General features: G+C 63.3%; 21 protein-coding genes, 2 tRNA genes and 2 pseudogenes. 9 read left to right on the top strand and 16 right to left on the bottom strand.

From position 1 onward, the window contains the following. Positions 1–450 precede the first annotated feature (450 nt). Positions 451–663, bottom strand: a pseudogene (locus QX126_RS26220) (IS3 family transposase); the annotation flags it as partial. A 306-nt stretch (positions 664–969) separates the two neighbouring features. On the opposite strand from QX126_RS26220, the gene QX126_RS26225 reads away from it, so the two are divergent. Both QX126_RS26225 and QX126_RS26230 read left to right on the top strand, forming a co-directional pair. Then, positions 970–1,809: an ABC transporter permease gene (locus tag QX126_RS26225; RefSeq protein WP_315784661.1), complete on the top strand. Its 840-nt coding sequence runs from the start codon at positions 970–972 to the stop codon at positions 1,807–1,809. Beyond that, entirely contained in the window at positions 1,806–3,062 is a 1,257-nt protein-coding gene (locus QX126_RS26230; RefSeq protein ID WP_315784664.1) for an ABC transporter ATP-binding protein, read from the top strand. The genes QX126_RS26225 and QX126_RS26230 overlap by 4 nt, the downstream gene beginning before the upstream one ends. A gap of 2,523 nt (positions 3,063–5,585) precedes the next feature. Here QX126_RS26230 and QX126_RS26235 read toward each other — a convergent pair. Further along, a pseudogene (locus tag QX126_RS26235) lies at positions 5,586–6,718 on the bottom strand (IS3 family transposase). A 500-nt stretch (positions 6,719–7,218) separates the two neighbouring features. On the opposite strand from QX126_RS26235, the gene QX126_RS26240 reads away from it, so the two are divergent. Next, positions 7,219–7,431: an excisionase family DNA-binding protein gene (locus tag QX126_RS26240; RefSeq protein ID WP_315717865.1), complete on the top strand. Its 213-nt coding sequence runs from the start codon at positions 7,219–7,221 to the stop codon at positions 7,429–7,431. Here the strand turns inward: QX126_RS26240 and QX126_RS26245 are convergent. The 11 genes from QX126_RS26245 to QX126_RS26295 all read right to left on the bottom strand — a co-directional run bounded on the left by QX126_RS26245 (position 7,428) and on the right by QX126_RS26295 (position 16,505). After that, positions 7,428–8,717 (bottom strand): tyrosine-type recombinase/integrase, encoded by a 1,290-nt coding sequence (locus QX126_RS26245; RefSeq protein ID WP_315784667.1) that lies wholly within the window; start codon positions 8,715–8,717, stop codon positions 7,428–7,430. The genes QX126_RS26240 and QX126_RS26245 overlap by 4 nt on opposite strands. Before the next feature lie 203 nt (positions 8,718–8,920). Then, a tRNA-Phe gene (locus QX126_RS26250) sits at positions 8,921–8,996 on the bottom strand. A gap of 173 nt (positions 8,997–9,169) precedes the next feature. After that, positions 9,170–9,373, bottom strand: a complete 204-nt coding sequence (gene yacG / locus QX126_RS26255; protein WP_315784669.1) for a DNA gyrase inhibitor YacG — start codon at positions 9,371–9,373, stop codon at positions 9,170–9,172. Between the two features lie 52 nt (positions 9,374–9,425). Continuing rightward, complete coding sequence (locus tag QX126_RS26260) at positions 9,426–10,055, bottom strand: Maf-like protein (RefSeq protein ID WP_315735997.1); 630 nt, start codon at positions 10,053–10,055, stop codon at positions 9,426–9,428. Between the two features lie 183 nt (positions 10,056–10,238). Next, the gene (locus QX126_RS26265) at positions 10,239–10,709 is read right to left on the bottom strand and encodes an arsenate reductase ArsC (RefSeq protein ID WP_315735995.1); all 471 of its coding nucleotides are present in this window, start codon (positions 10,707–10,709) and stop codon (positions 10,239–10,241) included. A 69-nt stretch (positions 10,710–10,778) separates the two neighbouring features. Further along, on the bottom strand, positions 10,779–11,285 hold the full coding sequence (locus QX126_RS26270) for a UPF0262 family protein (RefSeq protein ID WP_015663966.1): 507 nt from the start codon (positions 11,283–11,285) through the stop codon (positions 10,779–10,781). Beyond that, the gene (gene hisD / locus QX126_RS26275) at positions 11,282–12,577 is read right to left on the bottom strand and encodes a histidinol dehydrogenase (RefSeq protein WP_315784671.1); all 1,296 of its coding nucleotides are present in this window, start codon (positions 12,575–12,577) and stop codon (positions 11,282–11,284) included. The genes QX126_RS26270 and hisD overlap by 4 nt, the downstream gene beginning before the upstream one ends. 87 nt (positions 12,578–12,664) lie before the next feature. Further along, positions 12,665–13,114, bottom strand: coding sequence for a DUF2948 family protein (locus QX126_RS26280; protein WP_315784674.1), 450 nt, complete (start codon positions 13,112–13,114; stop codon positions 12,665–12,667). A 24-nt stretch (positions 13,115–13,138) separates the two neighbouring features. Then, positions 13,139–14,428, bottom strand: coding sequence for a UDP-N-acetylglucosamine 1-carboxyvinyltransferase (gene murA, locus QX126_RS26285; RefSeq protein WP_315784677.1), 1,290 nt, complete (start codon positions 14,426–14,428; stop codon positions 13,139–13,141). 150 nt (positions 14,429–14,578) lie between these two features. Then, the gene (locus QX126_RS26290; RefSeq protein WP_315784680.1) at positions 14,579–16,279 is read right to left on the bottom strand and encodes an FAD-dependent oxidoreductase; all 1,701 of its coding nucleotides are present in this window, start codon (positions 16,277–16,279) and stop codon (positions 14,579–14,581) included. Between the two features lie 43 nt (positions 16,280–16,322). Then, entirely contained in the window at positions 16,323–16,505 is a 183-nt protein-coding gene (locus QX126_RS26295) for a hypothetical protein (RefSeq protein WP_315784682.1), read from the bottom strand. Between the two features lie 353 nt (positions 16,506–16,858). Here QX126_RS26295 and QX126_RS26300 point away from each other — a divergent pair. The 6 genes from QX126_RS26300 to QX126_RS26320 all read left to right on the top strand — a co-directional run bounded on the left by QX126_RS26300 (position 16,859) and on the right by QX126_RS26320 (position 20,621). Beyond that, positions 16,859–16,933, top strand: a tRNA-Thr gene (locus QX126_RS26300). Between the two features lie 58 nt (positions 16,934–16,991). Further along, positions 16,992–17,384 carry a hypothetical protein gene (locus QX126_RS26305; protein ID WP_315784684.1) on the top strand — a complete coding sequence of 131 codons (393 nt, stop codon included), beginning with the start codon at positions 16,992–16,994 and terminating at the stop codon, positions 17,382–17,384. Between the two features lie 217 nt (positions 17,385–17,601). Then, positions 17,602–17,865 carry a recombinase family protein gene (locus tag QX126_RS33610; RefSeq protein ID WP_409999127.1) on the top strand — a complete coding sequence of 88 codons (264 nt, stop codon included), beginning with the start codon at positions 17,602–17,604 and terminating at the stop codon, positions 17,863–17,865. Positions 17,866–18,048: 183 nt separating this feature from the next. Beyond that, positions 18,049–18,996: a hypothetical protein gene (locus QX126_RS26310; protein WP_315784688.1), complete on the top strand. Its 948-nt coding sequence runs from the start codon at positions 18,049–18,051 to the stop codon at positions 18,994–18,996. A 4-nt stretch (positions 18,997–19,000) separates the two neighbouring features. Beyond that, positions 19,001–20,140, top strand: coding sequence for a DNA cytosine methyltransferase (locus QX126_RS26315; RefSeq protein WP_315784691.1), 1,140 nt, complete (start codon positions 19,001–19,003; stop codon positions 20,138–20,140). Between the two features lie 19 nt (positions 20,141–20,159). Next, on the top strand, positions 20,160–20,621 hold the full coding sequence (locus QX126_RS26320) for a very short patch repair endonuclease (RefSeq protein WP_315784694.1): 462 nt from the start codon (positions 20,160–20,162) through the stop codon (positions 20,619–20,621). 201 nt (positions 20,622–20,822) lie between these two features. Here QX126_RS26320 and QX126_RS26325 read toward each other — a convergent pair whose 3' ends face one another. The 3 genes from QX126_RS26325 to QX126_RS26335 form a co-directional block, all read right to left on the bottom strand. After that, complete coding sequence (locus tag QX126_RS26325) at positions 20,823–20,987, bottom strand: hypothetical protein (RefSeq protein WP_315784697.1); 165 nt, start codon at positions 20,985–20,987, stop codon at positions 20,823–20,825. A 309-nt stretch (positions 20,988–21,296) separates the two neighbouring features. Further along, on the bottom strand, positions 21,297–23,372 hold the full coding sequence (locus tag QX126_RS26330) for a HAMP domain-containing methyl-accepting chemotaxis protein (protein WP_315784700.1): 2,076 nt from the start codon (positions 23,370–23,372) through the stop codon (positions 21,297–21,299). A gap of 167 nt (positions 23,373–23,539) precedes the next feature. Next, the gene (locus tag QX126_RS26335) at positions 23,540–24,268 is read right to left on the bottom strand and encodes an SDR family oxidoreductase (protein WP_315784836.1); all 729 of its coding nucleotides are present in this window, start codon (positions 24,266–24,268) and stop codon (positions 23,540–23,542) included. Positions 24,269–24,332: the final 64 nt, after the last annotated feature.

The following is a 24,332-nucleotide window of genomic DNA, read 5'->3' on the forward strand; positions in this document are numbered from 1 at the left end:
CAAAAATCCCGCGCGGGCCGCGCTCACGGCTGAGATTCCCCATAGTAGTATGAAAGCTATGACACAGCCTGGTCCCTTTGAGAACCGCTAAAAAATCCGGATGCGGTGGGCCGGTTTTCGTCTCAATCGCCCAATGCATGTGCCGGCTAGCCCCCCGTAAATCTGGGGTGAAGCCGTGGAGGTCGATCGTCTTCGCGCCGCCGCTGCCCCTTTCCCCATCTTTCACCTTGTCGGAGCCATCATGATCGAGCTGACGCGCGAGAGCCTGCGCGCGGTGTTTCTGCGTGAGGCGGAGATCGGGGCCTTCGTCACCAAGCGGGAGTGCCGACCAAAGTCGGCGTCAACGCGATGCGGAGGCGGCTGGCCTATTTCCTTGTCAACATCGAGCACGAATGCGCGGGCTTAGCGCTCAAGCCTCAAGGAGAGCCTGGCTGACCTTGCCCCAAGTTTTCATCCAGGTCGGAGTTCGTTCGGGCGGTTGGATGTGCCCCGTCCGGGCCGTGATAGCGGCGGGAGCTGGCGCGGAGCCTTCGACATTGCGCAGCGCCAGATCCCGACGCGGATTGCCGGTGGTGGCGAACTCGGATGGAATCTTCCATCCGATCTGGAAGTGTGCCGAGCGTCACTATAGTCGTCCCGCCAGCTTCGGAGCACGACTTCGGCGAACCGCTTTCGCTTGATCTATCCGTCCTTCCTCAGGGCGGAGTCTAGCTCGACTTCGGGGACTTTCTTAGGGGCAGGTCAATGTTATCTCTATGCCCCACCCCGTCTCCTACTTGGGTTTGACGAGAGACGCGTCATCAGGATAAAAGGCGGTGACTTGAGGGCGGTAGCCGGCATCCGGTCGGTCTTGCCGACAGCGCTGCGCCCCAGCGAAATGACACTTTGGTTGCGTTGGAGCTTTGTGAATCTTCCTGCACCTCGGTCACTCTGCTCGTTCGTGCAAGTGAATGGAGATTACCGCACCATATGCCGCTCGTTCGCGTTCCTTCTTTTTTTCGTGGCCACATCCGAATGCGTGCACTTCTCCGCGCTGCTTGGTCATACCGTACGTTTGTTGCCGCCGCGATCAAAGGAGAGCTGAAATCACGCTTCGCGCGCTCGCGCCTTGGCTATCTGTGGTTCGCGCTTCAACCGCTGGCGCAGGCGTTGATCTTTACGATGGTGCTGTCGGAAGTCATTGGTGCGCGCTTGCCTACAAACAATAGCAAGCTTGCCTTTCCCGTTTATCTGATGGCTGGCATGGCAGCATGGGGGCTATTCGCCGAGATCATTAATCGTTCAATGTCGATCTTCCTCGAATACGGCAATGCTATGAAGAAGATTGCGTTCCCTCGTATAGCGCTCCCGCTGATCGTCTTAGGAGGCGCGCTGGTGAACCACGCTCTGCTACTCGCGGCGACCATGGTAGTGCTCGCTTTTCTTGGTTATTTTCCAGGATGGGCTTTACTCGCCCTTCCCGCGGGCGCCGTTCTTATTGCATGCCTAGGGCTCGGCATCGGCGTCACTGCGGGAATTCTAAACGTGTTCAGCCGCGACGTGAATCAAGTGATGAGTGTCCTGATGCAGTTGTGGTTCTGGACGACGCCTCTTGTCTATCCGAGAGGTGCCGTGCCCAGCTATGTACAGTGGTTGATCGATGCCAATCCAATGACCTGGCTCGCCAAGATTTACCAGGACGGCTTCCTAGCGGATAGCTGGCCAGATCCGGCGACGCTGGTCGTTCCGGCATGCTTGGCGCTTCTCGCTGTCATCATAGGTTTTGTGCTGTTTCGCCGTGCGAGCCCTGAAATTGTAGACGCACTATGACCGAACCTGTTCTGAGCGCGGCCGGCCTCGGCAAGTGCTACACTACGTACAAACGGTCCTCGCATAGGTTCCTATCTTGGCTGGGCATAGATATAGCGCCCCAAAGTGAGTATTGGGCGGTCCGCGATGTCAATTTTGTACTCCAACCAGGCGCTGCGTTAGGGCTGATCGGCCAAAACGGCGCGGGCAAGAGCACTCTTCTCAAGTTGGTGACCGGCACCGTGAAACCAACGACCGGTGCGATCGGCTTACGCGGCCGGGTCTGTTCGATTCTAGAACTGGGACTGGGTTTCAATCCTGAGTTCACCGGCCGGGAGAATATTTACCACTCTGGTGGGCTGCTCGGCTTCTCAGCCGAAGCGCTCGATTCATTGATGACTGGAATCGAGGATTTTGCTGAGATCGGCGACTTCATAGACCAACCATTGCGTGTATATTCAAGTGGAATGCAGGCTCGCCTTGCGTTTTCGCTTATTACCGCAGTTCGACCCGACATATTGATCGTCGACGAAGTACTCTCTGTTGGGGATAGCTATTTTCAGCACAAGAGCTTTGACCGGATTCGTCAGTTTAAGGCAGAGGGCACATCCATCTTGCTCGTGACACATGGGCTAGGAGATGTCCGGTCGCTTTGCGATCGGGTACTTCTAATGGATAAAGGTCAGGTCATTCGCGACGGCGATCCTGGTGAGGTCATAGACTATTACAACGCCATGATCGCTGAGAAGGAAAGTGCCAAGCTAACAATCGAACAGCGTCGCGCCAAGCACGGTTGGGTCGAAACTAAGTCGGGCACGGGCGAGGTGATCATACGTTCGCTAGTGCTTCGAGACGCGGAGACCAAGGCGGAGGTTTCTGTCGCAAGAACAGGCCAAGAGCTTGAATTGGTGCTGAAGGCCGACGTTCAAGAAGCCGTGCCGGCCTTGGTGCTTGGCTTCATGCTTCGCCATCGCAACGGCCACGTCATGTGGGGCACTAATACCTGGCATACCAAGCAGATTGTGAGGTCGTTAGGAGCCGGGCAGCACGTTACCTACACTATGGGGTTCTCCTGTATGTTCGGACCCGGATCTTATTCGTTCTCGCCGGCCCTCGTCAGCAGCGATACACATTTCGACAACAACTACGAATGGCGAGACAATATGCTTGTGTTCGATGTCATAAATAGTGATAGGCCGGTATTTATTGGCAGCCAATACCTGCCAGTTACTTTTCAGATCGCAATCGAAGCCGGCACTGATGAACCAGGATAGTTGATCTAGATTGGTCGCCGTCGGCCAATGCCCAAACTTCATGCTGGTGTTACTAAGACGCCTTTGAACAATCTCGCTGCGACGCCCGTCAATCATTCTCAATCGCAAAAGAAACCCTTTCCACCTTGGAAGCAAGCCTGCCTCCTCCAAGTGGCAGCTTGAATCACCTTGCTGCTCGTCGGAGTCCCTGCGTCCAATGACCTGCCATTCAGCTAAAGTAGAGTCCCCAGTGGGTTGTACGCCGATTGGCGCGGGTGGAAGCCGCGGACGAGGGGGGATGGAACTGGTCGGGGTTGCCGATCACTCGTTGCAGTAAGCTTGGCGGGGTAAGCCGCGCGGGGTTGGCGTCATCAGCGCTAAGTGCGGTCGCTCATTGTCATAATTGCAACCCGTACCTGAGCCTGCGCCTGATGTCGTCGCGACAGTAAGACACCGTCTCGTTCAAGTGCTCCTCGTGGGTCCGGCCGTTGAAGCTCGACGCGTTCTGCATCTGCTTGCAGGTGCAATGAAGTGCCACTAGATGGCGTGTCCTTGCACCAGGCCAGCATCGCTTTGCAGGCGAACTCGATGCCCCTGTCGAGATGATCGAGCCCGGCTTCCCTAGCGGAGCGACGATCGAGGTCAGCTCCCACGCTACCCACCGCCCCCAGATCAAGGCGTGGGCGATCGCCGCCAGGCACTTCGTGTTGACTTCAATCAACGACGTTGAGGATACGAAGCTGCCGGACCGGCGAACTGGTCTAACGCGAAGTCCGGAGACCAGCGCAGATTCGGCATAGCTGCCGACAGGATCTACGCGCGGACACTACAGGTCGCGGCGGACATGATCGCGCACGACAACCCCCTCCTCCTGATAGAGCTTGCGGATGCGGTTCATGCCTGAGGGCTCGCGGTCCTACCGCAGCAGTGCAAACGGCCGTCGATAACCGACGTGCCGGCACGGCAGGCTCGAGACATTCTGCGTTCAATCCAACACTTCTGCCGATACAGTGTCCAAGCCCACGCTTCGCAATTGCGAGTTTCTGTTCAGCACATAGGATCGGAGCGCCAGAATGGCTGAAGATGGTTTAGACCGTGGTGATGGTTGCGATCATCGCGAGCGCCTCTTCGATCTCATTACTCGGAGCGACGCTGCGGTTCTGCTGTCCGACCATCGGTAAGGTGACCGAAATGCCTCCATTCTCAAACTCTTTGAGGTGGTCACGTTTGGCGGCTTCAATCGCCCAACTCAGCGCGGCAGTGATGGCGGCCCGGTGAGTCCTTCTTCGAAACCTTATTGAATCGGTGGGGCACGAAAATGGTCAGCCGCGCGAACACCTCGTTCTCCAAATCTCAAGTCTAGATTTTTTGACCAATTGACTTTCTCTTCTCGACAATTTCGTAGCCACATTCATCCAGCCACGCAAGGAGGCGGTCGGCCATATGATAATCCCATCCGGGGTAGGATCGGGCGATCACCTCTCGTGGAGAAAGTCGGCGCCGCACGGTAGCTTCCTCCGAGTTTTTCATAGTATCACCACCTTGACACTGATATCCGACTCCCACTTCAGACTAGCCTAAAGTGTGACCAGCTTCCATAAAAAAACATACTTGAACAACTTTTACCATCTGTGTTTCGAGCGGCGAAAGCAAGATGTCCATGGCGTGCCGACAAACAGTTTGCCTAGCATCTCTGCTACAGCGGGCTGGGTCATGACCCTGAGGCTCCTGCGACCGCCAGCCGGATTTGGGATACTGTCGCGTCGGTTGAGCACCCACCATTCTCCCTGATGGATTGTGGCTGTCGCTTCCGTGCGGAGCCTGAAGAGGTGCCCCCGGTCAAGGCGAGCCTGCTGATCGGCGCTTGTGATCGGCATTGTTGCAGAGGGACTAATCACCGAGCGTCGCTGGGCGCGGTCCTTCTACGGCGCTGCCGTTTAGAGCACGTGGCCTCTGACACGCCATGACGCCTAACTGGCTTTCCCCTTGTAGTTCATTGCTTTGGAGATCCCGTGCTTGGGAGGAGTCGTCTGGCTGCCACACACCGACCTCGCCGAGCAGTCGGGCTGCCCCTGAGCAGATGGTACTCGCGCCGGTTGTATCTCAACGCGCGAGCCGGATCACCGGAGACCGCGTCGGATTAACCAAGCGCAGCCGTTGATTGCGCCCTCCACGTTTGCTGGTCGAACCGGAGCAGATGCGGTTGAAATACGAAAATGTCGATGTAAGAGTATCTTTCGATCAATCGACCTCCCTCGCTCCGAAAGTTTTGATTAGGTTTTTCAGTTATGCGATTAGCTACGCTGACAAGATTGGCTATGTGGATTCAGAATGTTATTCTTCGCCTTCCGAAAGTTGAGAATTCGTGTCAACACCTCTGCGAAATCGGCGATCTTGATTGCGACTTCCCGAAATGCGGCTGCAGTGCGGCTAAAAGGTTTCTCCAACGAAATGTACCGTATGGCGAAGAGTCGCAAGCGATTTGGCGTGGCCCTGGTTGTGTGAACAGGTTTTGCACGTCGATAAGTGACGCCTCTGCCGGGGTTAGGCCGCTGTGCGGAGCGGAGGAAGATCGAAGTAGGCTTGATCCGGGGTACGGTCATCAAGGCTCGAATGCAGACGGCGGTTATTGTAAAAGTCGAGATATCTCCCAATCGAACTTCGCGCCTCAGCAACGGTTTCGTAGGCTCACAGGTAGACCTCTTCGTACTTGACGCTTTTCCGCAGCCTCTCGACGAACACGTCGTCCCGCCAGGCTCCTTTCCCGTCCATGCTGATCGCAATGCCGCTGTCGGTGAGCACGCCGGTGGAGGCCGCACCGGTGAACTGCGAGCCCTCGTCGGTGTTGAAGACTTCCGGCTTGCCATGACGCGCGAGAGCATCCTCCAATGTCTCGACGCAGAAGGCTGCCTCCATCGTGATCGACAGCCGCCAGGACAAGACACGACGGGTCGCCCAGTCCAGCACCGCGGCGAGATAGACGAAGCCGTGGGCCATCGGGATATAGGTGATGTCGATGGCCCAGACCTAGTTCGGTCGCGTGATCTCCAGATCGCACGATCGCACAGCAGATACGGATAGATATTGTTGCCGGGCTCGGGCTTTGTGATGCGCGGACGCCCATAGAGCGCCTCTATCCCCATCCGCCGGATCAGCATCTTCACATGTCGGCGGCGGATCTTGCCCCCCCGCAAAGCTAGCAGGCCTCGCGGCATACGCGAACCGGCCAAGGGGTACTCCAGATGCAGCCGATCAATTTGCTGCATGACCTCGAGGTCAGCTGAAGAGACCGGGCGCGGTAGATCATAAACGCTGCGCCGGCTGATCTTCAGAATCTCTGCCTGCTTGGTGATCAACAGTTTGTAATCACAGTCGATCATCGCTTTGCGCTCAGCAATCCCGCCTTGGTGAGCGCGCATTCTAAGAAATCGCTCTCCAGCGTCAGCTCCCCGATCTTGGCATGGAGCGACTTCACATCGATCGCTGGGATGCCCGGCGCTCCGGCTCCCGACCCGAAAAACCTGGGAGCCGCTGCCCACAAGCTGCGATTTCCACGCCGTGATCTGATTGGGGTGAACGTCGAAATGCTCGGCCAATTGGACGATCGTCCGATCGCCCTTGATGGCTGCCAGAGCCACCTTCGCCGGTGAGTGGTTCCGGCGGGGTCGTCTCTTCATGGTCTCTCCTGTTCGTGGCCATTATCGCCCAGGCAGATACTCCGCTTATCGTCCTGTCCAGATTTACGGGCCCCACCTCAGTTCACACAAAGAGAGCGGGAGGGATGCCAATCTCCCATTTGCGCTTTCGAACGACGCAGCGCCCAATCTCGTTTGGAAAGCCGTTCAATGTTGCATTTGAAACGATGAATGGCGGCAAGCGCGCCGGGTTGTACGCGCGCTCCCGACCGCTTTCGATGTCCGTTCCTCAGACAATCTCGTCTCCTCGATCAATAGCCGGAGTGAGGTGCAGCCCCGGCTTGGACGCGACACCCATGCCAGCTAGCGAGCGCCGATCTTACTATTCTGTACGCGATAGTTCGATGCTTCATCGACAAGCCTTTTGTTCGTTATCATTGGCACGACAAAGTCAGCACGCTCCGAACCTGGCAAGGGAAGTCGCTTTCTCTCGCAACCGGTCCGGTACGCTTCGTATCGTCAAGATCAAAGTCGCTAAGACCATGGCAGAAACCGACAACAACAAGCGGCGCCGGCTTGTCGAATTCAGGGACGGCTGCCGCTATGGCAAATTCGGCAAAACAAAAGCGTATGAGTTGATCGCACGGGAGCGGATCAGGGCTTACAAGATGGGAGGCAAGACACTCATCGATCTCGACAGCGTCGATGAGTATCATGCCTCGCTGCCACCGGTCGAATCCCGCGCTGCGCTTTAGGCCGACTTGCGCAGCGGCCCGGCAACCTTTTTGCGCAGCCCATCGAGCCGATCGGCCCAATGCTGCATCAGACGCACGCGTTCGCTCCAATAGGCGGCTCGATTGTAGATACCGCGAATCTTGTTCTTGTCGCCTTTGGCGAGCTGGCGCCGCACCACCTCGTCGCGCCGCCGCCTTTTCTTTTCGTCCGTTTCATGGGCGAGCTGAGCTTCCACGACATCGCCGTCGAAAACGCCTTCTTCGTTGAGCAAGGTTGAGGCGCTGGAACGAAAGCCGTGCGCGCAGTGGTCCCCGCCGGGGCCGGTGTCGTAGCCCATGATCCGCAACGCCTTGTTGATGGTGTTGTCTGACATCGGCACATCATCGTCATGGGAGAACAGATAGCGGCCGCGACCAGTCAAAGGCCGCAGCTCAGCGAGGATCGCAAGGGCCTGGCGAGAGAGCGGCACCTCGTGATCCTCGCGCATCTTCATTTTCTCGGCGGGGATCAGCCAGATGCAGTTCTTCTCGTCGAACTCAGTCCACTCGGACAGCCGCAACTCGCCGGGCCGCACCATGGTCAAAGCGATCAATTTGAGCGCGTAGCGGACCAATCCGCCGTTCTTGGCGTCGTAGGCCTCAATCCGGCGCATCAGCTCGCCGACGGCGTCGGGATCGGTCAGCGCCGGGCGCGGATTGCCCTTTGGTGCCTTGGTCAGGGCGTGCTTCAAGTCGCGGGTGGGATCGCTGTTACAGTAGGAGGCTCCGACGCCGAATTGAAACACCCGCGAAGCGGTCGATCGTAGGCGCCCGACGGTGTAGAACCTGCCGCGCGCCTCGACCCGACGCAGTGCTATCAGCAGTTCAGGCGGAGCGATCTCACAGAGCGGCCGGTCGCCAATCTCACGATTGAGCTGATCGAGATTCCAGCGCTCGCGCTTGATCGTTGCCTTGGCCTTGTTCTCCTTTTCGAGCTTCGTGCGCACCCATTCTTCCCCGACCGCGCGGAAGGTGTGCTCGAGCTTTTCGTCTTCCTGCCGTTTGGCCTCGCGCACTGCGACCGGGTCCTGGCCCTGGTCGAGCAGCTTCTCGGCGCCATGGCGTTTGTCACGCGCGGCCTTCAGGCCAACGCCGGGGAACGTGCCGAAAGACATGTTCTTGCGCTTGCCGCCGAAACGGTAGCGATACAGCCAGAGCTTGGTGCCATTGGGCCGAACGACGACGCTGAGGCCTTGCCCGTCGGCAAGCGCGTATTCCTTGGCCGCCGGCGTCGCGTTCCGGATCTTCGTGTCGCTCAGCTCATCCATGGGAAGGTCCCCCGCCATCGAGCGACCCGCCAGTGTACCCGGCCGTTTCAGTGTACCCACAGTGTACCCGAAAACGCCGGATGCTCCCGAACGGTCGCGAACCGTACCGGGCGACAATATCAAAGGAAGCGCTTGATTTTATGGCGATTATCGTCGCGCCGCGAACCTGCGCGAACGACAACGAACGGGTTCGGAGGGGATGATGGTGCCCAGGGGCGGAATCGAACCACCGACACTGCGATTTTCAGTCGCATGCTCTACCAACTGAGCTACCTGGGCAGGTCTCTTGCGGGCAAAAAAGCCCGGCGAGCCGGCGGGTTATAGTGGGACCGGACCGCGCTGTCTACCGCCCTGAGGGCAAGTTTTCACATTCCTTGTGCGGTTGCGCGGCGGCGCGGGACGCACGTCCCGACCGGCCGGCACCGCAGGGGCAAGATGATGAAAACACGACACTATTCGACGTCGTCCTCGTCGCCTTCGGCGGCCGGGATGACATAGGAGCCGCTGAGCCAGCGATGCAGGTCGACGTCGCGGCAGCGCGGCGAGCAGAACGGGCGGACGGCCTCGGCCGCGGGCCGGTTGCAGATCGGGCAGCGGCGGATGGGCTTGGCGGATTTCGAAGCGGGGGCGCCCCGGTCGGGCGATTCGTCGGACATCGGCGGCTATTTAATGGGCTGGACGCGCGGATGCACCCCCGCACGCAAATGGTCAGACGCCGACGGTGTTGAGCCAGCCGAAGCGGATCGGGAACCCCTCGCCGGCGAGGAGGGTCGTGGTCTCGTACAGCGGCAGGCCGACGACGTTGGTGTAGGAGCCGACCATCTTGACCACGAACGAGCCGGCGATGCCCTGGACGGCGTAGCCGCCGGCCTTCCCCCGCCATTCGCCGGAGCCGATATAGGCCTGAATGTCGTCCTCGCTGAGCCGCTTGAAGCGGACGCGGGTCTCGACCAGGCGCTGGCGGAACGCCTCCTTCGGCGTCACCAGGGTGATCGCGGTGTAGACGCGGTGGTTGCGGCCCGACAGCAGCCGCAGGCACTGCGAGGCCTCGTCGACCAGATTGGCCTTCGGCAGAATGCGGCGGCCGACCGCGACCACCGTGTCGGCGGAGATGATGAACGACCCGCGCAGCTCGTCGTCGAGCTGGACGGATTTGAGCGCGGCATCGGCCTTGGCGCGGGCGAGGCGATTGGCGCAGGCGCGCGGCAGCTCGCCGCGCCTCGGCGTCTCGTCGACATCGGCCGGGCGCAGCGCGTCGGGCTCGATGCCGGCCTGGTTGAGCAGCGCCAGACGCCTGGGCGAACCGGATGCAAGAACGATTTTGGGACGGCCGAGCATGCTGATTTCGCTAGGGGATTCGGAAGCTGTGGGGCGGGCGCGCGGAACCTATCGGAAGGGCTGCCATTCCACAACCCGCGAGGCGTGCGACAAGGCCGAGACGGGCCTGCTCTACGGCCTCAGTTTGAGCGGCGGACGACGTTGGTATTTCGGTTCGATGACACCTGTGCAGGAACCGGGACCCTACAAGCCCGCCGGCCCGGGCTTGCCGAAACGCTTGCGAATCCGCGTGAACAGGCCGTCGCAGACTTCGCGATAGGCGGCGAGCTTCTGCTCGCGGTTGCCGTCGGCGCCGGTCGGATCGGGCGTCGGCCAATATTCGACGTCGGCGGCGATGGTACGGGTCAGCTCCAGCGCCTTGTGATGGGCCTCGGGAGACAGGGTGATGATGAGGTCGAAATTCAGCCCCTCCCAGTCCTCGAGCTCCTCGAAGGTGGTCGGCTTGTGCTGCGAGATGTCCTGGCCGAGCTCGGCCATGACCGACACCGCGAACGGGTCGAGCTCGCCCTTCTTGACGCCGGCGGAGCGGACATAGAGCGCCTGCGGATACATCTGGCGCAGCAGGCTCTCGGCCATCGGCGAGCGCACGCTGTTCTGGCCGCAGGCGAACAGCACCGCCTGCGGCTGGCGCGCGCGCGGCGGCACCTCAGCCATGCGCCTAGGCGCCCTCGGCCGCGAAGGTGGCCGGGCCCGGCAGCAGGCGATGACGCAGCGCGGACGGCATCACTGGCCCTCGCCCTTCCAGTGCAGCACGGTGATCAGGGTGAACAGCCGGCGCGAAGTCTCGAAATCGACCCGCACCTTGCCCTTCAGCCGCTCCTGCAGGGTGCGCGAGCCCTCGTCATGGATGCCGCGGCGGCCCATGTCGATGGCCTCGATCTTGTCGGGCGTCGCGGTGCGGATCGCCTGGTAGTAGCTGTCGCAGATCATGAAATAGTCCTTCACGATCCGCCGGAACGGCGACAGCGACAGCAGATGCGTCACGACAGGCGTGCCGTCCTCGCGGCGGATGTCGAACATCAGCCGGTTGGCGGTGATGCCGAGATGCAGGGTGAACGGACCGGCGCCGTCGGCACCTTCGGGCGCGAACAGATTCTCCTCGACGAGGTCGTAGATCGCAATCGCCCGCTCATGCTCGATGTCCGGACCAGAGCGGCCGATCGACTCCTCGTCGAGCGTCACCGCCACGATGCGATTGGTCCGGTCGTCGCCTGGCGGGTGCTGGGTCATGGCAGGTTGAGGCGTATTCCCACGGAGCGTGAATGGGCGTCGAGACCCTCGGCCTTGCCCAGAGTCATCGCCGCTGGCCCCAGCGCGCGCAACTGCTCGGGGCCGCATTTCAACAGCGACGTGCGCTTCATGAAGTCGAGCACGCCGAGGCCCGAGGAGAACCGCGCCGAGCGCGCGGTCGGCAGCACGTGATTGGAGCCGCCGACATAGTCGCCGATCGCCTCCGGCGTGTGCGCACCGAGGAAGATGGCGCCGGCATTGCGGACCTTGGCCGCGAACGCGTCGGGATCGGCCGTCATGATCTCCAGGTGCTCGGCGGCGATGGCGTCCGCCAGCGGCACCGCCTGGTCGAGATGCTCGACCTCGATGATGGCGCCGAAATCGGCCCACGACGCGCCGGCGATCGCGGCGCGAGGAAGCGTCTTGAGCTGGCCCTCGACGGCGCGGGCGACATCATCGGCGAGGCGGCGGCTGTCGGTAATCAGGATCGACTGCGCGCTGGCGTCGTGCTCGGCCTGCGCGAGCAGATCGGCCGCGATCCAGTCGGCATTGCCGCTGTCGTCGGCGATGACAAGCACCTCGGACGGGCCCGCGATCATGTCGATGCCGACCTTGCCGAACACCAGCCGTTTTGCCGCGGCGACATAGGCATTGCCCGGGCCGACGATCTTGGCGACGGGAGCGATCGTCGCGGTGCCATGCGCCAGCGCCGCCACGGCCTGGGCGCCGCCGACGCGGTAGATCTCGGAGACGCCGCCGAGATGGGCGGCGGCCAAGACCAGCGGATTGAGCCTGCCGTCCGGCGCCGGCACCACCATCACGAGGCGCGCGACGCCTGCGACCTTGGCCGGAATGGCGTTCATCAGCACCGAGGACGGATAGGCCGCAGTGCCACCCGGCACATAGAGCCCTGCCGATTCGATCGCGCTCCAACGCCAGCCGAGCTCGACGCCGGCTTCATCGGTGAAGCGCTGGTCCTGCGGCAGCTGCTTGAGGTGAAAGGCTTCGATGCGGTCCCGGGCGAATTTCAGCGCATCCAAGGTCGCGACGTCACAGGCCTTGAAGGCGGCCTCGATCTCGGCAGGCTTGACGCGCAACGAGGAGGCGTCGAGCTCCAGCCGGTCGAACTTGCGCGTTGCCTCGAGCAGCGCCGCATCGCCGCGTTTGGCGACGTCGTCGACGATGGCGCGGGCGGCGGCTTCGACGTCGGCGGAGGTCTCGCGCTTGGCGGCGAGAAACTGCCGAAACTGGGTGTCGAAATCGGTGCTGGCGCGGGACAGGCGAATGGGCATCTCTGGCACTTTCCGAAGGGGTGGCTGCCCCCGACCCCCTGCTCAATGGCGCGGCAGCGCGGGGCCGTCAACCCTTTGAACAGGCGCCTACCGGGTCAGCGGCGGACCGCCATCGATATCGCTGGTGCCGAGATCGTCCTCGCCAAGATCGGTCAGCTCGCATTCCAGACATTCGACATCGAGCCGCAATGCGCCGCCATGGGAGAACAGCAGCAGCGCGCTGCCGCCGGGCGGCTCGGCGCCGGCATGGAATTCGATGCCGATCAGCTCCAGCACAGTATCGGGCGCATCGACCTCGATCCGCCGCGACTTGCAGGCCAGCACCCGGTCGAACCGCAGCGCCGCGAGCAGACGGCGCGGCTCGCTCTCGCCATGCAGCGCCTGGTCCCAGTCGAGCCGGTTCATGCCGATCACCAGCCGCTTCTCGGCCTGGCGCCAGATGATGTCGGCCGCCTGCACCCGCGCATCCTGCACATGGGCCGAGATCACGGCGAGATCGTCGGCATCAAGCGCGATCAGTTTGAGCCGGTCGGTCACGGTCTCATCCTCTTGGCAGCGCCCTCACTCGCGGATGCGCTCGATCGTGGCGCCGCAGGCCTTCAGCTTGTCCTCCAGCCGCTCGAAGCCGCGATCGAGATGATAGACGCGATTGATCATGGTTTCGCCTTCCGCGGCAAGCCCGGCAATCACCAGCGACACCGAGGCGCGCAGATCGGTCGCCATCACAGGTGCGCCGCGCAAGCTCGAGGTGCCCTCGATCCGCGCGGTCTCGCCATCGAGACTGATCCGCGCGCCGAACCGCGCGAGTTCCTGCACATGCATGAAACGGTTCTCGAAGATGGTCTCGGTGATCGCCGAGGCGCCCTGCGCGCAGACCATCAGCGCCATCAGCTGGGCCTGCAGGTCGGTCGGAAAGCCGGGGAACGGCGCGGTCGTCACCTGCACCGGGCGGATGCCGTGGCCGTTTCTGACGACGCGGATGCCTTCGGCGTCGCTCGTGATCTCGGCGCCGGCCTCGATCAGCACGTCGAGCGCGGACTGCAACAGCTCCGGCCGCGCGCCGGCGAGCCGGACATCGCCGCCGGTCATCGCCGCGGCGATCGCATAGGTGCCGGCCTCGATGCGGTCGGGCAGCACGGTGTGACGCGCGCCGTGCAGAGACGCCACGCCCTCGATCTCGATGCGTGGCGTGCCGGCGCCGGTGATGTGCGCGCCCATCTTGTTGAGGCAGTCGGCGAGATCGGTGATCTCCGGCTCGCAGGCGGCGTTGGCGATGACGGTCGTGCCCTTCGCGAGGCTCGCGGCCATGACCGCGACATGGGTGCCGCCGACGGTGACCTTGGGGAAATCGATCGTGCCGCCGCGCAGGCCGCCCGGCGCTTTGGCGACGACATAGCCGGCATCGATCTCGATGCTGGAGCCGAGCTTTTCCAGCGCCATGATCAGGAGGTCGACCGGCCGCGTGCCGATGGCGCAGCCGCCCGGCAACGACACCCGCGCCTCGTGCATCCGCGCCAAGAGCGGCGCGATCACCCAGAAGCTGGCGCGCATCCGCGACACCAGCTCATAGGGGGCCGTGGTGTCGATGATGTTGGCCGCCGAGATCTGCAGCGTCTGGCCCTGGTACTGGCCATCGCCGGGACGCTTGCCGACCGACATGATGTCCACGCCGTGATTGCCGAGAATGCGCTGAAGCTGCGCGACGTCGGCAAGGCGCGGGACGTTGTCCAGGATCAGCGTCTCCGGCGTCAAAAGACCCGCGATCATCAGCGGCAGGGCGGCGTTCTTCGCGCCCGAAATCGGGATGGTGCCGCGAAGCGGGTTGCCGCCGACGATGCGAATGCGATCCATGCTGGTCCTGTGGGGCTGGCCGGGAAATTGGGCTAAGGTCGGCGCAACAGGACCGACATTACGGCGATTTGATGGGTTCGCAACGGCAGGTCGCATCGCCGGGGAATTCATCCCCTGACGGTGCGGCCCGCCGCGGCGGGAACGCGCGAATCAGACCGGCGGTACGAGCGCATCGGCCAGAAACCCGTGCAGCGCGGCGACGACCTGGGCGCCCTCGCCGATCGCGCCGCCGACGCGCTTGACCGAGCCGGAGCGGACGTCGCCGACCGCATAGACGCCGGGCACCGAGGTCTCGAGCGGCGACGCCATCCGCCCGGCATTCTGCTCCGACTGCGCGCCGGTGACGACGAAGCCGGCGCGGTCGCGCGTGATGCCGCAGCCGTCGAGCCAGCCGGTGGCGGGATCGGCGCCGACGAACAGAAAGAGATTGCTGATGTCGGCGGGCGTCTCTTCGCCGGACAGCCGGCTCTTCAGGGTGATGCGTTCGAGCCCCGTGTCGGCCCCGCCATCGAGCGCGACGACCTCGGTATTGAACAACAGCTCGATGTTCGGCGTCGCCTCGATGCGCTCGATGAGATAGCGCGACATCGACGCGGCAAGCCCGCCGCCGCGGATGATCATCCGCACCGTCTTGACGTGCCCCGACAGAAACACCGCGGCCTGGCCGGCGGAGTTGCCGCCGCCGACCAGCGCAACCTCCTGTCCAGCGCACAGCCGCGCCTCGATCGGCGAGGCCCAGTACCACACGCCGCGGCCCTCGAACTCCTTGAGCCGGTCGAGATCAGGCCGGCGATAGCGCGCACCGCTGGCAACCACCACCGAGCGCGCCCGCACCTCGTCGCCGCCCTCGAGCGCCAGCACGAAGGCGCCGGCCTTGCGCTCGCAGTCGAGCGCATTGACCGCCACCGGGATCATGATCTCGGCGCCGAACTTCTGCGCCTGGTTGAAGGCGCGCGCGGTCAGCGCCAGGCCGGTGATGCCGGTCGGGAAGCCGAAATAGTTCTCGATGCGCGCGCTGGCGCCGGCCTGGCCGCCGAACGCGCGCGAATCCAGCACCGCCACCGACAGACCTTCGGAGGCGCCATACACCGCGGTGGCCAGGCCCGCCGGCCCGCAGCCGACGACCGCGACATCGTAGATCTTCTCGCCGCGCGGGCCACCGATCATGCCGACGGCACGCGCCAGCTCGGTCTCGCTGGGATTGCGCAGCACGCTGCCGTCGGACACCACCACCAGCGGCAGCTCGGCCGGCGTCGGCGAATAGCGCGCGATCAGGTCGGCCGCGTCGTGATCATCAGCGGGATCGAGCAGATGGTGCGGAAAACCGTTGCGGGTAAGAAAGCTCTGCAGCCGCGCGATCGCAGCCGATTGCGGCGGGCCGATCATGACCGGGCCGCCGGCGCCGCCCTGAATGAGATTTACACGGCGCAGGATCAGCGCCCGCATGATGCGCTCACCGAGCTCGGCCTCGGCGATCAGCAGCGCGCGCAACCTTTCGGGACGAATCAGGATGACCTCGACGTCGCCCTCGGCATGGCCGTCGACCAGCGCCACGCGGCCGGAGAGCTGGGCGATCTCGGCCAGAAACTGCCCTGGCCCCTGGTCGATGACCGGCGTGACGTGACCGAGGCCGTCACGCTGGGTGATCGCGACATGGCCTTTGAGAATCACGAACATGCCGGGGCCGGGCTTGCCGGTCTCGAACAGCAGCTCACCGTCGCGATAGGTCTGGATCTCGCCGAAGCCGCGCAGACGCGCGATCTCCTGGGGCGTCAGCTCTGGAAAGGTCTGCTCAAAGCGGGGCAGCGTCTTCGCCAGCTCCGCCCGCTGTGCCCCCGTCTCCACCGTCATCCCTTCATCCGCTGCCATCACGCCCACCCCGCCTGCCATCTGCTCAATGCTTCGAATCGTTCGGGCCGCCGGCAGCGGCCTCGTCCGAGCCGTCCTCCTCGGCCGCGACCGCCTGGCTGCGCTCGCGGCTCTGCGCCTTGCGCCGCTTCAGGTTCTCGCGCAGCGCCTGCTTCAGCCGCTCCTCGCGCGCGCCCTTCGGCGCCGCCTTCCCGGTCTTCTCCGTCATCCCCTTCCCCCGGTCACCCCATACCAGAGGCACAATTGGGGCCGCAGATGCGAAAGCCAAGAGGCGTTGGCGACGCAGACGCTAGGTTCCGCCCGACCGGCCGTCGCCTGCCCGGATGGGGAGTTGCCGGCGCGACCCGGGCATTGGGGACGCCAAGGGCGGCCAACCGCGAGAATCCGCTGTGAACGGGCGATTTCGCTCCGATTTCGGAGGTCTTTCGCTCCCTTTCGATGCATCACGCTGACGTCTTTCCCCGAAAACCGGACGAGCCGCGCTTGCGCAGGCGGGGACCTTGTGGCAAGAACCGCCCGCGTTCGGTCGCGGCCTTCGGGCCCGTCCCCGCCAGTCCCTTTGCTGCCGTAGCTCAGTGGTAGAGCACTCCCTTGGTAAGGGAGAGGTCGACAGTTCAATCCTGTCCGGCAGCACCAGGGCATTCTTCCCCGACATGATCTTCGGCGACGCCTCGGGACCGCAGGCCACGCACAGATGCGCGTCATCGGCCTCGCGGCGCAATTTGCGTCCGAGCTCTGCTGCAGCACCGCCCTCTCCGGAAATCGAGGGCGCAGGGAAGGCCGGGCGCTGGCCGCGCCCGTGGCCCGCCTGCGGAAAAAAATGCAGGCGGCAGGTACCACAGGTCTGGCCGAACACACCCGGCCCTCCCTGCGCAATGGGCTTACGATTTATACGCGCTCTCCCTGGGGACCGGGCTTTGTTGCCCCCATCACCCGCGATGCACTGACGCACATCAGCGAGCTTGACCTCAGCATCGGGAGGCCAGGACCACGCGACTTCACCGTCCGACTCGAAGTTGTTCGTCCGCTCGCGAATGCGCGCTGCAACTCCGACCCGGCCACCGCATCCCACACCCAACGCTCGTGACGACTCGCGAACGCCCCTCTTCGATGGGCACGGGACGGCCAGAAATGTGCAGGTGATTTGCCCGACGACACAAGGGGAATGAGTGCGGCAGAGTGGCACGACGGGCAGTTTTAGCAGAGCTGGGATGCGAGCGGCGGAGGGGGCTTTGTTTGGTGCAGCGTCACCCTAATCCCGTAATCCGTCACCGTAATCCCTGGCGGCGGCGAAGAAGCGCGGCGTGCAGCTCGGCGGGGACCGCGGAGCGCGACTATCTCATGCTGCCCGCAAGGCCGATCGGGAGGCGCAGGCAGTTCGAGCCGCTGAGCGGACCAGGGATCTAGCTCCAATCGTTCAGGAGATACGGGCAGCCGGCGTCACCTCACTGAGCGGCATCGCGAGGGCTCTGAACGAACGGCGTATCGCCACTCCGCGCGGTTCAGATTTATGGGCGCCAGCACGGGTCGCCCGCATGTTATCAAGAATTACAGCCGATAGCGGCTAGGATGAACCTGCCGCGACTAGGGTCGTCAAGCTGAACGCGGGATCGACTCCTGCGCAATTTGGGGATGATCATTCCAGTTCCCTGCAATCAGTGCTTTTGTCCCCAAGGTGTATTCTGCGCCGTGTCGACGTGCCGATACATTCCGGGCAATAGTGATTTGAACAATTGGGGCGGACGAGTACCATGGGCGGCGAAGATAACGGCTCACAGAAAGAAGCCCGCAAACGTGCGTCAAAAGCAGATCAGGTCACGGATGCTATAGCTGAGCCTATCGCGCCGCAGAAGGTCAAGGCCCTGCAAAGCCATGGCAAGAACTCAAAGGTCTACGTTCCAGTAATTTTGAAGATTTTTAAGGCGAGATACCGACCGGGTGCATCGAGCGTGCTGTTTAGCCTCGACGATGTGCGAAACGCCGTGGAGGAGGTTCGAGCGGAATCGAAAGACCCTAACGCGATCTCCTCACGCAATCCGGCGGATGTGGTCTATCGTATGCGGTCACGTACGGTTTTGCCGGATGAAATTCTCAATCTCGGATTCCACATCCTTCGACCGATCGGCCGAGGTCAATACCAGTTCGAAAAGGCTACCGCAGGCATCATCGAGCCTCCGGCAACGGCGCCGACGTCCGCCATCGATACGACCCCTATGCCCGTTCGGCGATTGTTACCGGAAACGGTGGCCGAGATGGACGAACAAGCGCTATTGTCTGTCATCAGCTACTGCCGAATTCTTGACCACTTCACGGGCATGACGATCTACCGACTTCGCTCCCACGTTCGGAAATCGGTGCCGGGCGTCGGTCAAGCCGAACTGGACGCAATCGACGTCGGCATCGCGAAGTCCGACGACGATGTCCCCATCATTTTCCCGATTGAGGCAAAGGCCGTGGCAGACGCCCTCAACAGGGTCCAGATTCACAACATGGTTCAGTATGCACGCCGTTACTTTCCAGGGCTCACCGTGCGCCCCCTTGCGGTGAAAGTCGACTACCAGTCGGTCGTTCACATCATGGAGTTCAACTCTCCCAATAAGGCCGCGGACTTGAAGGTCGTACGGGCCAAAAGCTACACCATCGCCACCTCAGAGGCGCAGATCGCCGCGATTCGCGCCACCAACGCTCCGAAGCAGTAACCCAATGTCACATGGTCAAAAGATCGGTATTGAACTGTTTGCAGGTTGCGGGGGGCTGTCTACCGGATTCCTCGACGCTGGCCTGCATATTGCCGCAGGATTTGAGATCGACCGCCGCGCTGTCGACGCCTTCTGTTACAACCATGAGTACCGGGGAAGCAAAGGATTCGTCGCCGACCTAGCGACAGCGTCGGGAAGTGAGCTGCTTGAGCTTTCGGGGCTCAGCTCGATCGACTTCCTGATCGGTGGCCCGCCTTGCCAGCCCTTCTCTATTGTAGGCAAGAGGCGTGGGGCGGCCGACGAACGCGCAGACTTGATGGGGCACTACGTTCGGCTTGTTGGCGAACTGCGGCCCAAAGCAATCGTCTTAGAGAACGTACCCAATTTAGCGAAGTTGGGTGGGGGCGAAATCTTCGAGCAGACGATGCGGGGGCTTTCTAACCTCGGCTATGGGATTTGGCACGACGTGCTGTCTGCTGCGGATTTCGGCGTGCCGCAAGCGCGAAAGAGACTGATCGTAATCGGCATTCTAGGCCGTAAGAATGTCCGAGGTCCCACGGCAACACATGGGCCGAACTTGCAGCCGTACACCACCACGAAGCAAGCGATCGGCGATCTTCCGGATGCTGGCGAGTTCGGAAGTACCGGCATTCACAATCATGAGCCGACAATGCACAGCGCCGACATGGTGGAGCGATTCCGCTCACTTCAGCAGGGACGCCGTGAACGTGGCTCATTCCATGACCGACTCCACCCCGATCGCCTGTCGTATACCCTTCGTGCTGGCAGCGGAAATTTCTCCCCTCTGAGACCGATCCACTACAAGTACGACCGCGTCGTGACCGTTCGCGAGAGCGCAAGGCTTCAGGGCTTTTCCGACGACTTCATTTGGCCGGATCGCATCCCTCGCCTTCAGCAGTACCGACAGGTCGGCAATGCGGTTCCTCCTCCTCTTGCCGCGGCGATTGCCCAATGCGTTGCAGAGCAGATGCGATGGACGCTGTCACCGAGACGGTTCAAAGGCGACCCGACCAATCGGGCCGCCCCGATGACAATGTCAGACGAAGAACGCGTTGCTCAGAGAAAAGCACGGATGCGTGGCGCGTCCTTGGGCAAAGTCGCACTCGCATCGGCAGCGGAGTAGTCACGGGGCAGGCTGTGCAATGACTGTGACGCGTCGCACTGCAAGCCCCCACCCGCCTAGGCCGCTTAAAGACCGGGCGCAGGTTCGGTCGCACATAATGCGCCAAGTAAAGTCGCAGAACACCGGGCCCGAACTTCGGGTCCGGAAGATCGCACACGGGCTCGGCTACAGGTATCGCCTTTCGCGTCGAGATTTGCCGGGATCACCCGATCTTGTGTTCGTCAAACGTCGGGCCGCAATCTTCGTGCACGGTTGCTTCTGGCACGGGCATGAGAACTGCCGGTATGGTCGACCGCCGCGCTCCAACTCCTCGTACTGGGGCCCCAAGCTGGCGAAGAACAAGGAACGCGATGCACGTGTCCTGCAAGAGCTGAGTGATCTCGGTTGGCGAACCTTGGTGCTATGGCAATGCGAGCTTGAAGACGAGCGGCAAATCAAACGGACACTCCGCAAATTCCTTGGTCGTGTTGGCGGGCAATAGACCCGCCATGCCCGGCGTGTCGCAAGGCTCAGCAAACAATTGGTCGGGGCGATTTCCCGCGACAACTGCTCACGCGGCTGATACACAGCGAGCCTTCCCCGCACGCGGGGAAGGGAGTGGAGCGCTCGCGCGAGACAAGAGCTGGGCTCGAACTACGCGCCGGCGCACTCCCTCTTTCACTCGGCTGCTTCCGCTCACATCTCATCGCGGCAGCAGATTTTCCTTCGCCAGGTCGATCACCTCGTCCGAACTCGAGCAGGTCAAAGGTTTCAGCGTCTGGCTGATCCGCGCCTTGATGAGCGGCCGCGGCGAGCGGCGGAGCCCGAAGGCGAGCACACGCGCCTGATCACCGAGACGCGCGTGCATTGTCCCGACCGCACGTCGTATCTGATGTTCCTGCCACATTGGCTGTTGATACGGCCGACGAGCGGCCTCATTCGCCGGCGCATGCTCGGCGCGGTCAGGGAAATCGCGGAGCAGCGCAGGAGCCTGTCTATACACGGCCACTGAGAAGGCTCGGTCCGGGTCATTGTCTCTCACGTTCGACCGTGGACCGTGCAGAGGTCGCCAACCTGGGTTGTACGTTCGCGACACCTACGAAGGCCCCCCGCATGTCGCTGACGCTCATGCGGGCTATGCGCATCAGCGGACCGCCACGCCGCGGTCGGCGCTTCCTCACGCCGCCCGCACCGAGTTCAGGAAGCGGCTGACCTCGTCGCGGAGGCGGCTGCTCTGGCCGGACAGGGACTTCGCGGCGGACAGCACCTGCGACGAGGCCGAGCCGGTGTCGTCGGCGCCCTGCCGGACGCTGGCGATGTTGGCCGACACCTGCTGGGTGCCGTGAGCGGCCTGCTGGACGTTGCGCGAGATCTCGCGCGTCGCCGAGCTCTGCTCCTCGACGGCGGAGGCGATGGCGGAGGCGATCTCCGACATCCGGGCGATGGTTTCGCCGATCTCCTTGATCGAGCCGACCGACTCCTGGGTCGCCGCCTGGATGCCGCCGATCTGCTGGCCGATCTCGCCGGTCGCCTTGGCGGTCTGCTCGGCCAGCGCCTTCACCTCCGAGGCGACCACCGCGAAGCCGCGTCCGGCCTCGCCGGCGCGGGCGGCCTCGATGGTGGCGTTGAGCGCGAGCAGGTTGGTCTGTCCGGCGATCGCATTGATCAGCTCGACGACATCGCCGATCCGCGCCGCGGCCTTGGCGAGCTCCGCGACGTTGTCGTTGGTCTTGCGCGCCTGCGCCAGCGCCTCGTTGGCGATGCGCGCGGAGTCCTGCACCTGGCGGCTGATCTCGGTGACCGACGAGCTCATCTCCTCGGCGGCCGCGGCAACCGAATGCACGTTAGTCGAGGCTTCCTCGGAGGCCGATGCGACCACGGTGGCGAGCTCCAGCGAGCGACCCGCCGTCGTCGTCAGCGATGAGGCCGAGCGTTCCAGATCGGCCGACGCCGACGACACGACGCCGACGACCTCGCCGATCGCCATCTCGAACTCGCGGGTGAAGCGCTCGACGCGCTGGCCGCGCTCGATCTTGGCCTGCGCGTCGGCTGCGGCCGCCTGCTCGGCGCGCTTCTTCTCCAGCAGCGCCTCCTTGAACGTCTGCAGCGAGCCGGCCATCGCGGCGATCTCGTCGTCGCGATTGATCGTCGGAATCGCCACGTCGTCATTGCCGGCCGCCATCTGGCCGATCAGGCCGGTCAGGTTCACGATCGGGTTGATCACGCGGCGGCGCAGCAGCATGGTGACGAACACGAGAATGCCGGCGAGGGCAACGACCACCGCCGTCGCCAGCGCGAGCATCAGATAGGCTGCATCGCGCGCCGCGACGGCGCGGTCGCGCGCCTCGGCGATCGCGGCGTCGCGCACGACGAAGAACTTCTGCACGGCCGGGACGACCGCATCGGCCAGGGTGTCAGCGGTGAGTGCGTAGTTGAGATCGCCGAGCCCGGCGGCGATGTCCTTGTCGACGATCGGAACGGCGCGTCCGAAATAGGCCTCCCGGGCGTCCTTGAAGGCCGTGAGCAGGCGCTCCGGATTGCCGAGCTGGTCGATGCCGGCCTCCAGGCGCTCGCGGTCGACCTCGGTGCGGCCCTGGGCGCGATCCATCGCCGCCTTCTCGGCCGGAGCCACGGCGCGGCGGGCGCTGAGCGCCGGCGACAGCGCGGCGGCACGACCGCCGGCGGTCACGCGCAGGTCTTGTGCCGTGCGGGCCACGTCGAGCAGCGTCGTCAGCGACGCGTCGGCATTGGCGATGCGGTTCTGCAGACGGTTCAGAATCGGCTCGATGGCAAGGGCCACCTGGGTGACCCCGGGGAGAAAGCTCTTGATCGCGGCCGGGTCGCGCGCGCTCAGCGGCGCGGTCAGCGCGGGGTCCACCTTGGCAAGAATCTCGGACAGTTTGGACGACGCCTGGTCCAGGCTGCGGGTGATCGCCTCGCTGTCGGACACGCTCGTCAACTGTGCGCGCGCTTTCGCGAAGGACGCCTCGGACGACTGCCTGATCTTGCGCACGCCTTCGAGCTGCGCGGGGGTTGCGGGACCTTCCTGGAAGATCGGCGTGATGTAGGGCGCGCGGTGACCCACGACATCCTGGGCGAACAGCAGCACCGCGCCGAAGGCCTCGACGGTCTTGATCGCTTCGGCCTTGTCGCTGACCGCCTTCACCTGCTCGATCACGACTTGTGCAGCAGGGAGGACGGCCAAAGCCGTCACGGAAAGCATCGAAATTGCAAAAAGTCGGCCGATTTTCATCATTGCCCCCGGATTACGCGGGCCCACGCTAGGTTCCTTATGATTAAGGTTGTGCTTAAATCGAATCCCGTATTTCAACGGGGGCTGGCCCCAGCGTATGTGCACCAGGCCATCCGAGCGGGCTGCTGTTCGAGCCGCGAGCGGACCGAGCGCCCGGCCCGCCCCGCCTACAAATCAAAGTTCGTCGGCAGCATCACGACGTCGCGAATGGTCATATGGCGCGGGCGGGTCAGCATGAACAGCACGACGTCGGCGACTTCGCCCGGCTCCAGCAGGCTGCCGGACTCGCGCGCCTCCTTCAGCTTCTCGGCCGGCCAGTCCGCGATCAGCGCGGTCACCACCGGACCCGGCGAGATCGCGCCGACGCGGATGCCGTGCTTGAACACCTGGCGGCGCACCGTCTGCACGAAGCAGTCGATCGCCCATTTCGACGACGCATAGACCGGCTCCCACGGCGTCGGGTAATGCGCCGCGAGCGAGCTGGTGATGATGATGTCGCCGGACCCGCGCGCGATCATGTGCGGGAGAACGTCGCGCACATTCTTCATCACGACGTTGACGTTGAGGTTCAGCATGCGGTCGATGGCGTCGGTCCTGGCGTCGACGAGATCGCCGCCGAGATAGCTGCCGGCATTGGCGTGGAGGATGTCGAGCCGGCCGGCCGCATCGAGGACGCGCGGCAGCAGGGTGGCGCAATCCGTGGGATCGAGCAGGTCGATGACCACGGGGATCACGGCGTCGCCGTGCCGCTCGCGCAGGCTCGCCAGCGCCGCGGCGTCGCGATCGATCATGACGACGCGCGCACCGGCCGCCAGCATCGCCGCGCTGCTGGCCAGCCCGATGCCCGACGCCGCGCCGGTGACCGCCGCCACCTTGCCTTCCAGTTCCCTGCTCATCATCTCCTCCTCGTCCGGCCAGACTACAGCAAATCGCGCGGCATTGCCGCGCTCCGTTGGATCC

This window comes from Bradyrhizobium sp. SZCCHNPS1003, from assembly GCF_032381555.1.
Taxonomy (GTDB): Bacteria; Pseudomonadota; Alphaproteobacteria; order Rhizobiales; family Xanthobacteraceae; genus Bradyrhizobium.

Coding starts and splice junctions, on each gene's coding strand:
- QX126_RS26225 (WP_315784661.1), top strand. CDS start 970: ATGCCGCTCGTTCGCGTTCCTTCTTTTTTTCGTGGCCACATCCGAATG.
- QX126_RS26230 (WP_315784664.1), top strand. CDS start 1,806: ATGACCGAACCTGTTCTGAGCGCGGCCGGCCTCGGCAAGTGCTACACT.
- QX126_RS26240 (WP_315717865.1), top strand. CDS start 7,219: ATGGCAGAAACCGACAACAACAAGCGGCGCCGGCTTGTCGAATTCAGG.
- QX126_RS26245 (WP_315784667.1), bottom strand. CDS start 8,717: ATGGATGAGCTGAGCGACACGAAGATCCGGAACGCGACGCCGGCGGCC.
- yacG (WP_315784669.1), bottom strand. CDS start 9,373: ATGTCCGACGAATCGCCCGACCGGGGCGCCCCCGCTTCGAAATCCGCC.
- QX126_RS26260 (WP_315735997.1), bottom strand. CDS start 10,055: ATGCTCGGCCGTCCCAAAATCGTTCTTGCATCCGGTTCGCCCAGGCGT.
- QX126_RS26265 (WP_315735995.1), bottom strand. CDS start 10,709: ATGGCTGAGGTGCCGCCGCGCGCGCGCCAGCCGCAGGCGGTGCTGTTC.
- QX126_RS26270 (WP_015663966.1), bottom strand. CDS start 11,285: ATGACCCAGCACCCGCCAGGCGACGACCGGACCAATCGCATCGTGGCG.
- hisD (WP_315784671.1), bottom strand. CDS start 12,577: ATGCCCATTCGCCTGTCCCGCGCCAGCACCGATTTCGACACCCAGTTT.
- murA (WP_315784677.1), bottom strand. CDS start 14,428: ATGGATCGCATTCGCATCGTCGGCGGCAACCCGCTTCGCGGCACCATC.
- QX126_RS26290 (WP_315784680.1), bottom strand. CDS start 16,279: ATGACGGTGGAGACGGGGGCACAGCGGGCGGAGCTGGCGAAGACGCTG.
- QX126_RS26295 (WP_315784682.1), bottom strand. CDS start 16,505: ATGACGGAGAAGACCGGGAAGGCGGCGCCGAAGGGCGCGCGCGAGGAG.
- QX126_RS26305 (WP_315784684.1), top strand. CDS start 16,992: ATGCGCGTCATCGGCCTCGCGGCGCAATTTGCGTCCGAGCTCTGCTGC.
- QX126_RS26310 (WP_315784688.1), top strand. CDS start 18,049: ATGGGCGGCGAAGATAACGGCTCACAGAAAGAAGCCCGCAAACGTGCG.
- QX126_RS26315 (WP_315784691.1), top strand. CDS start 19,001: ATGTCACATGGTCAAAAGATCGGTATTGAACTGTTTGCAGGTTGCGGG.
- QX126_RS26320 (WP_315784694.1), top strand. CDS start 20,160: ATGACTGTGACGCGTCGCACTGCAAGCCCCCACCCGCCTAGGCCGCTT.
- QX126_RS26325 (WP_315784697.1), bottom strand. CDS start 20,987: ATGCACGCGCGTCTCGGTGATCAGGCGCGTGTGCTCGCCTTCGGGCTC.
- QX126_RS26330 (WP_315784700.1), bottom strand. CDS start 23,372: ATGAAAATCGGCCGACTTTTTGCAATTTCGATGCTTTCCGTGACGGCT.
- QX126_RS26335 (WP_315784836.1), bottom strand. CDS start 24,268: ATGAGCAGGGAACTGGAAGGCAAGGTGGCGGCGGTCACCGGCGCGGCG.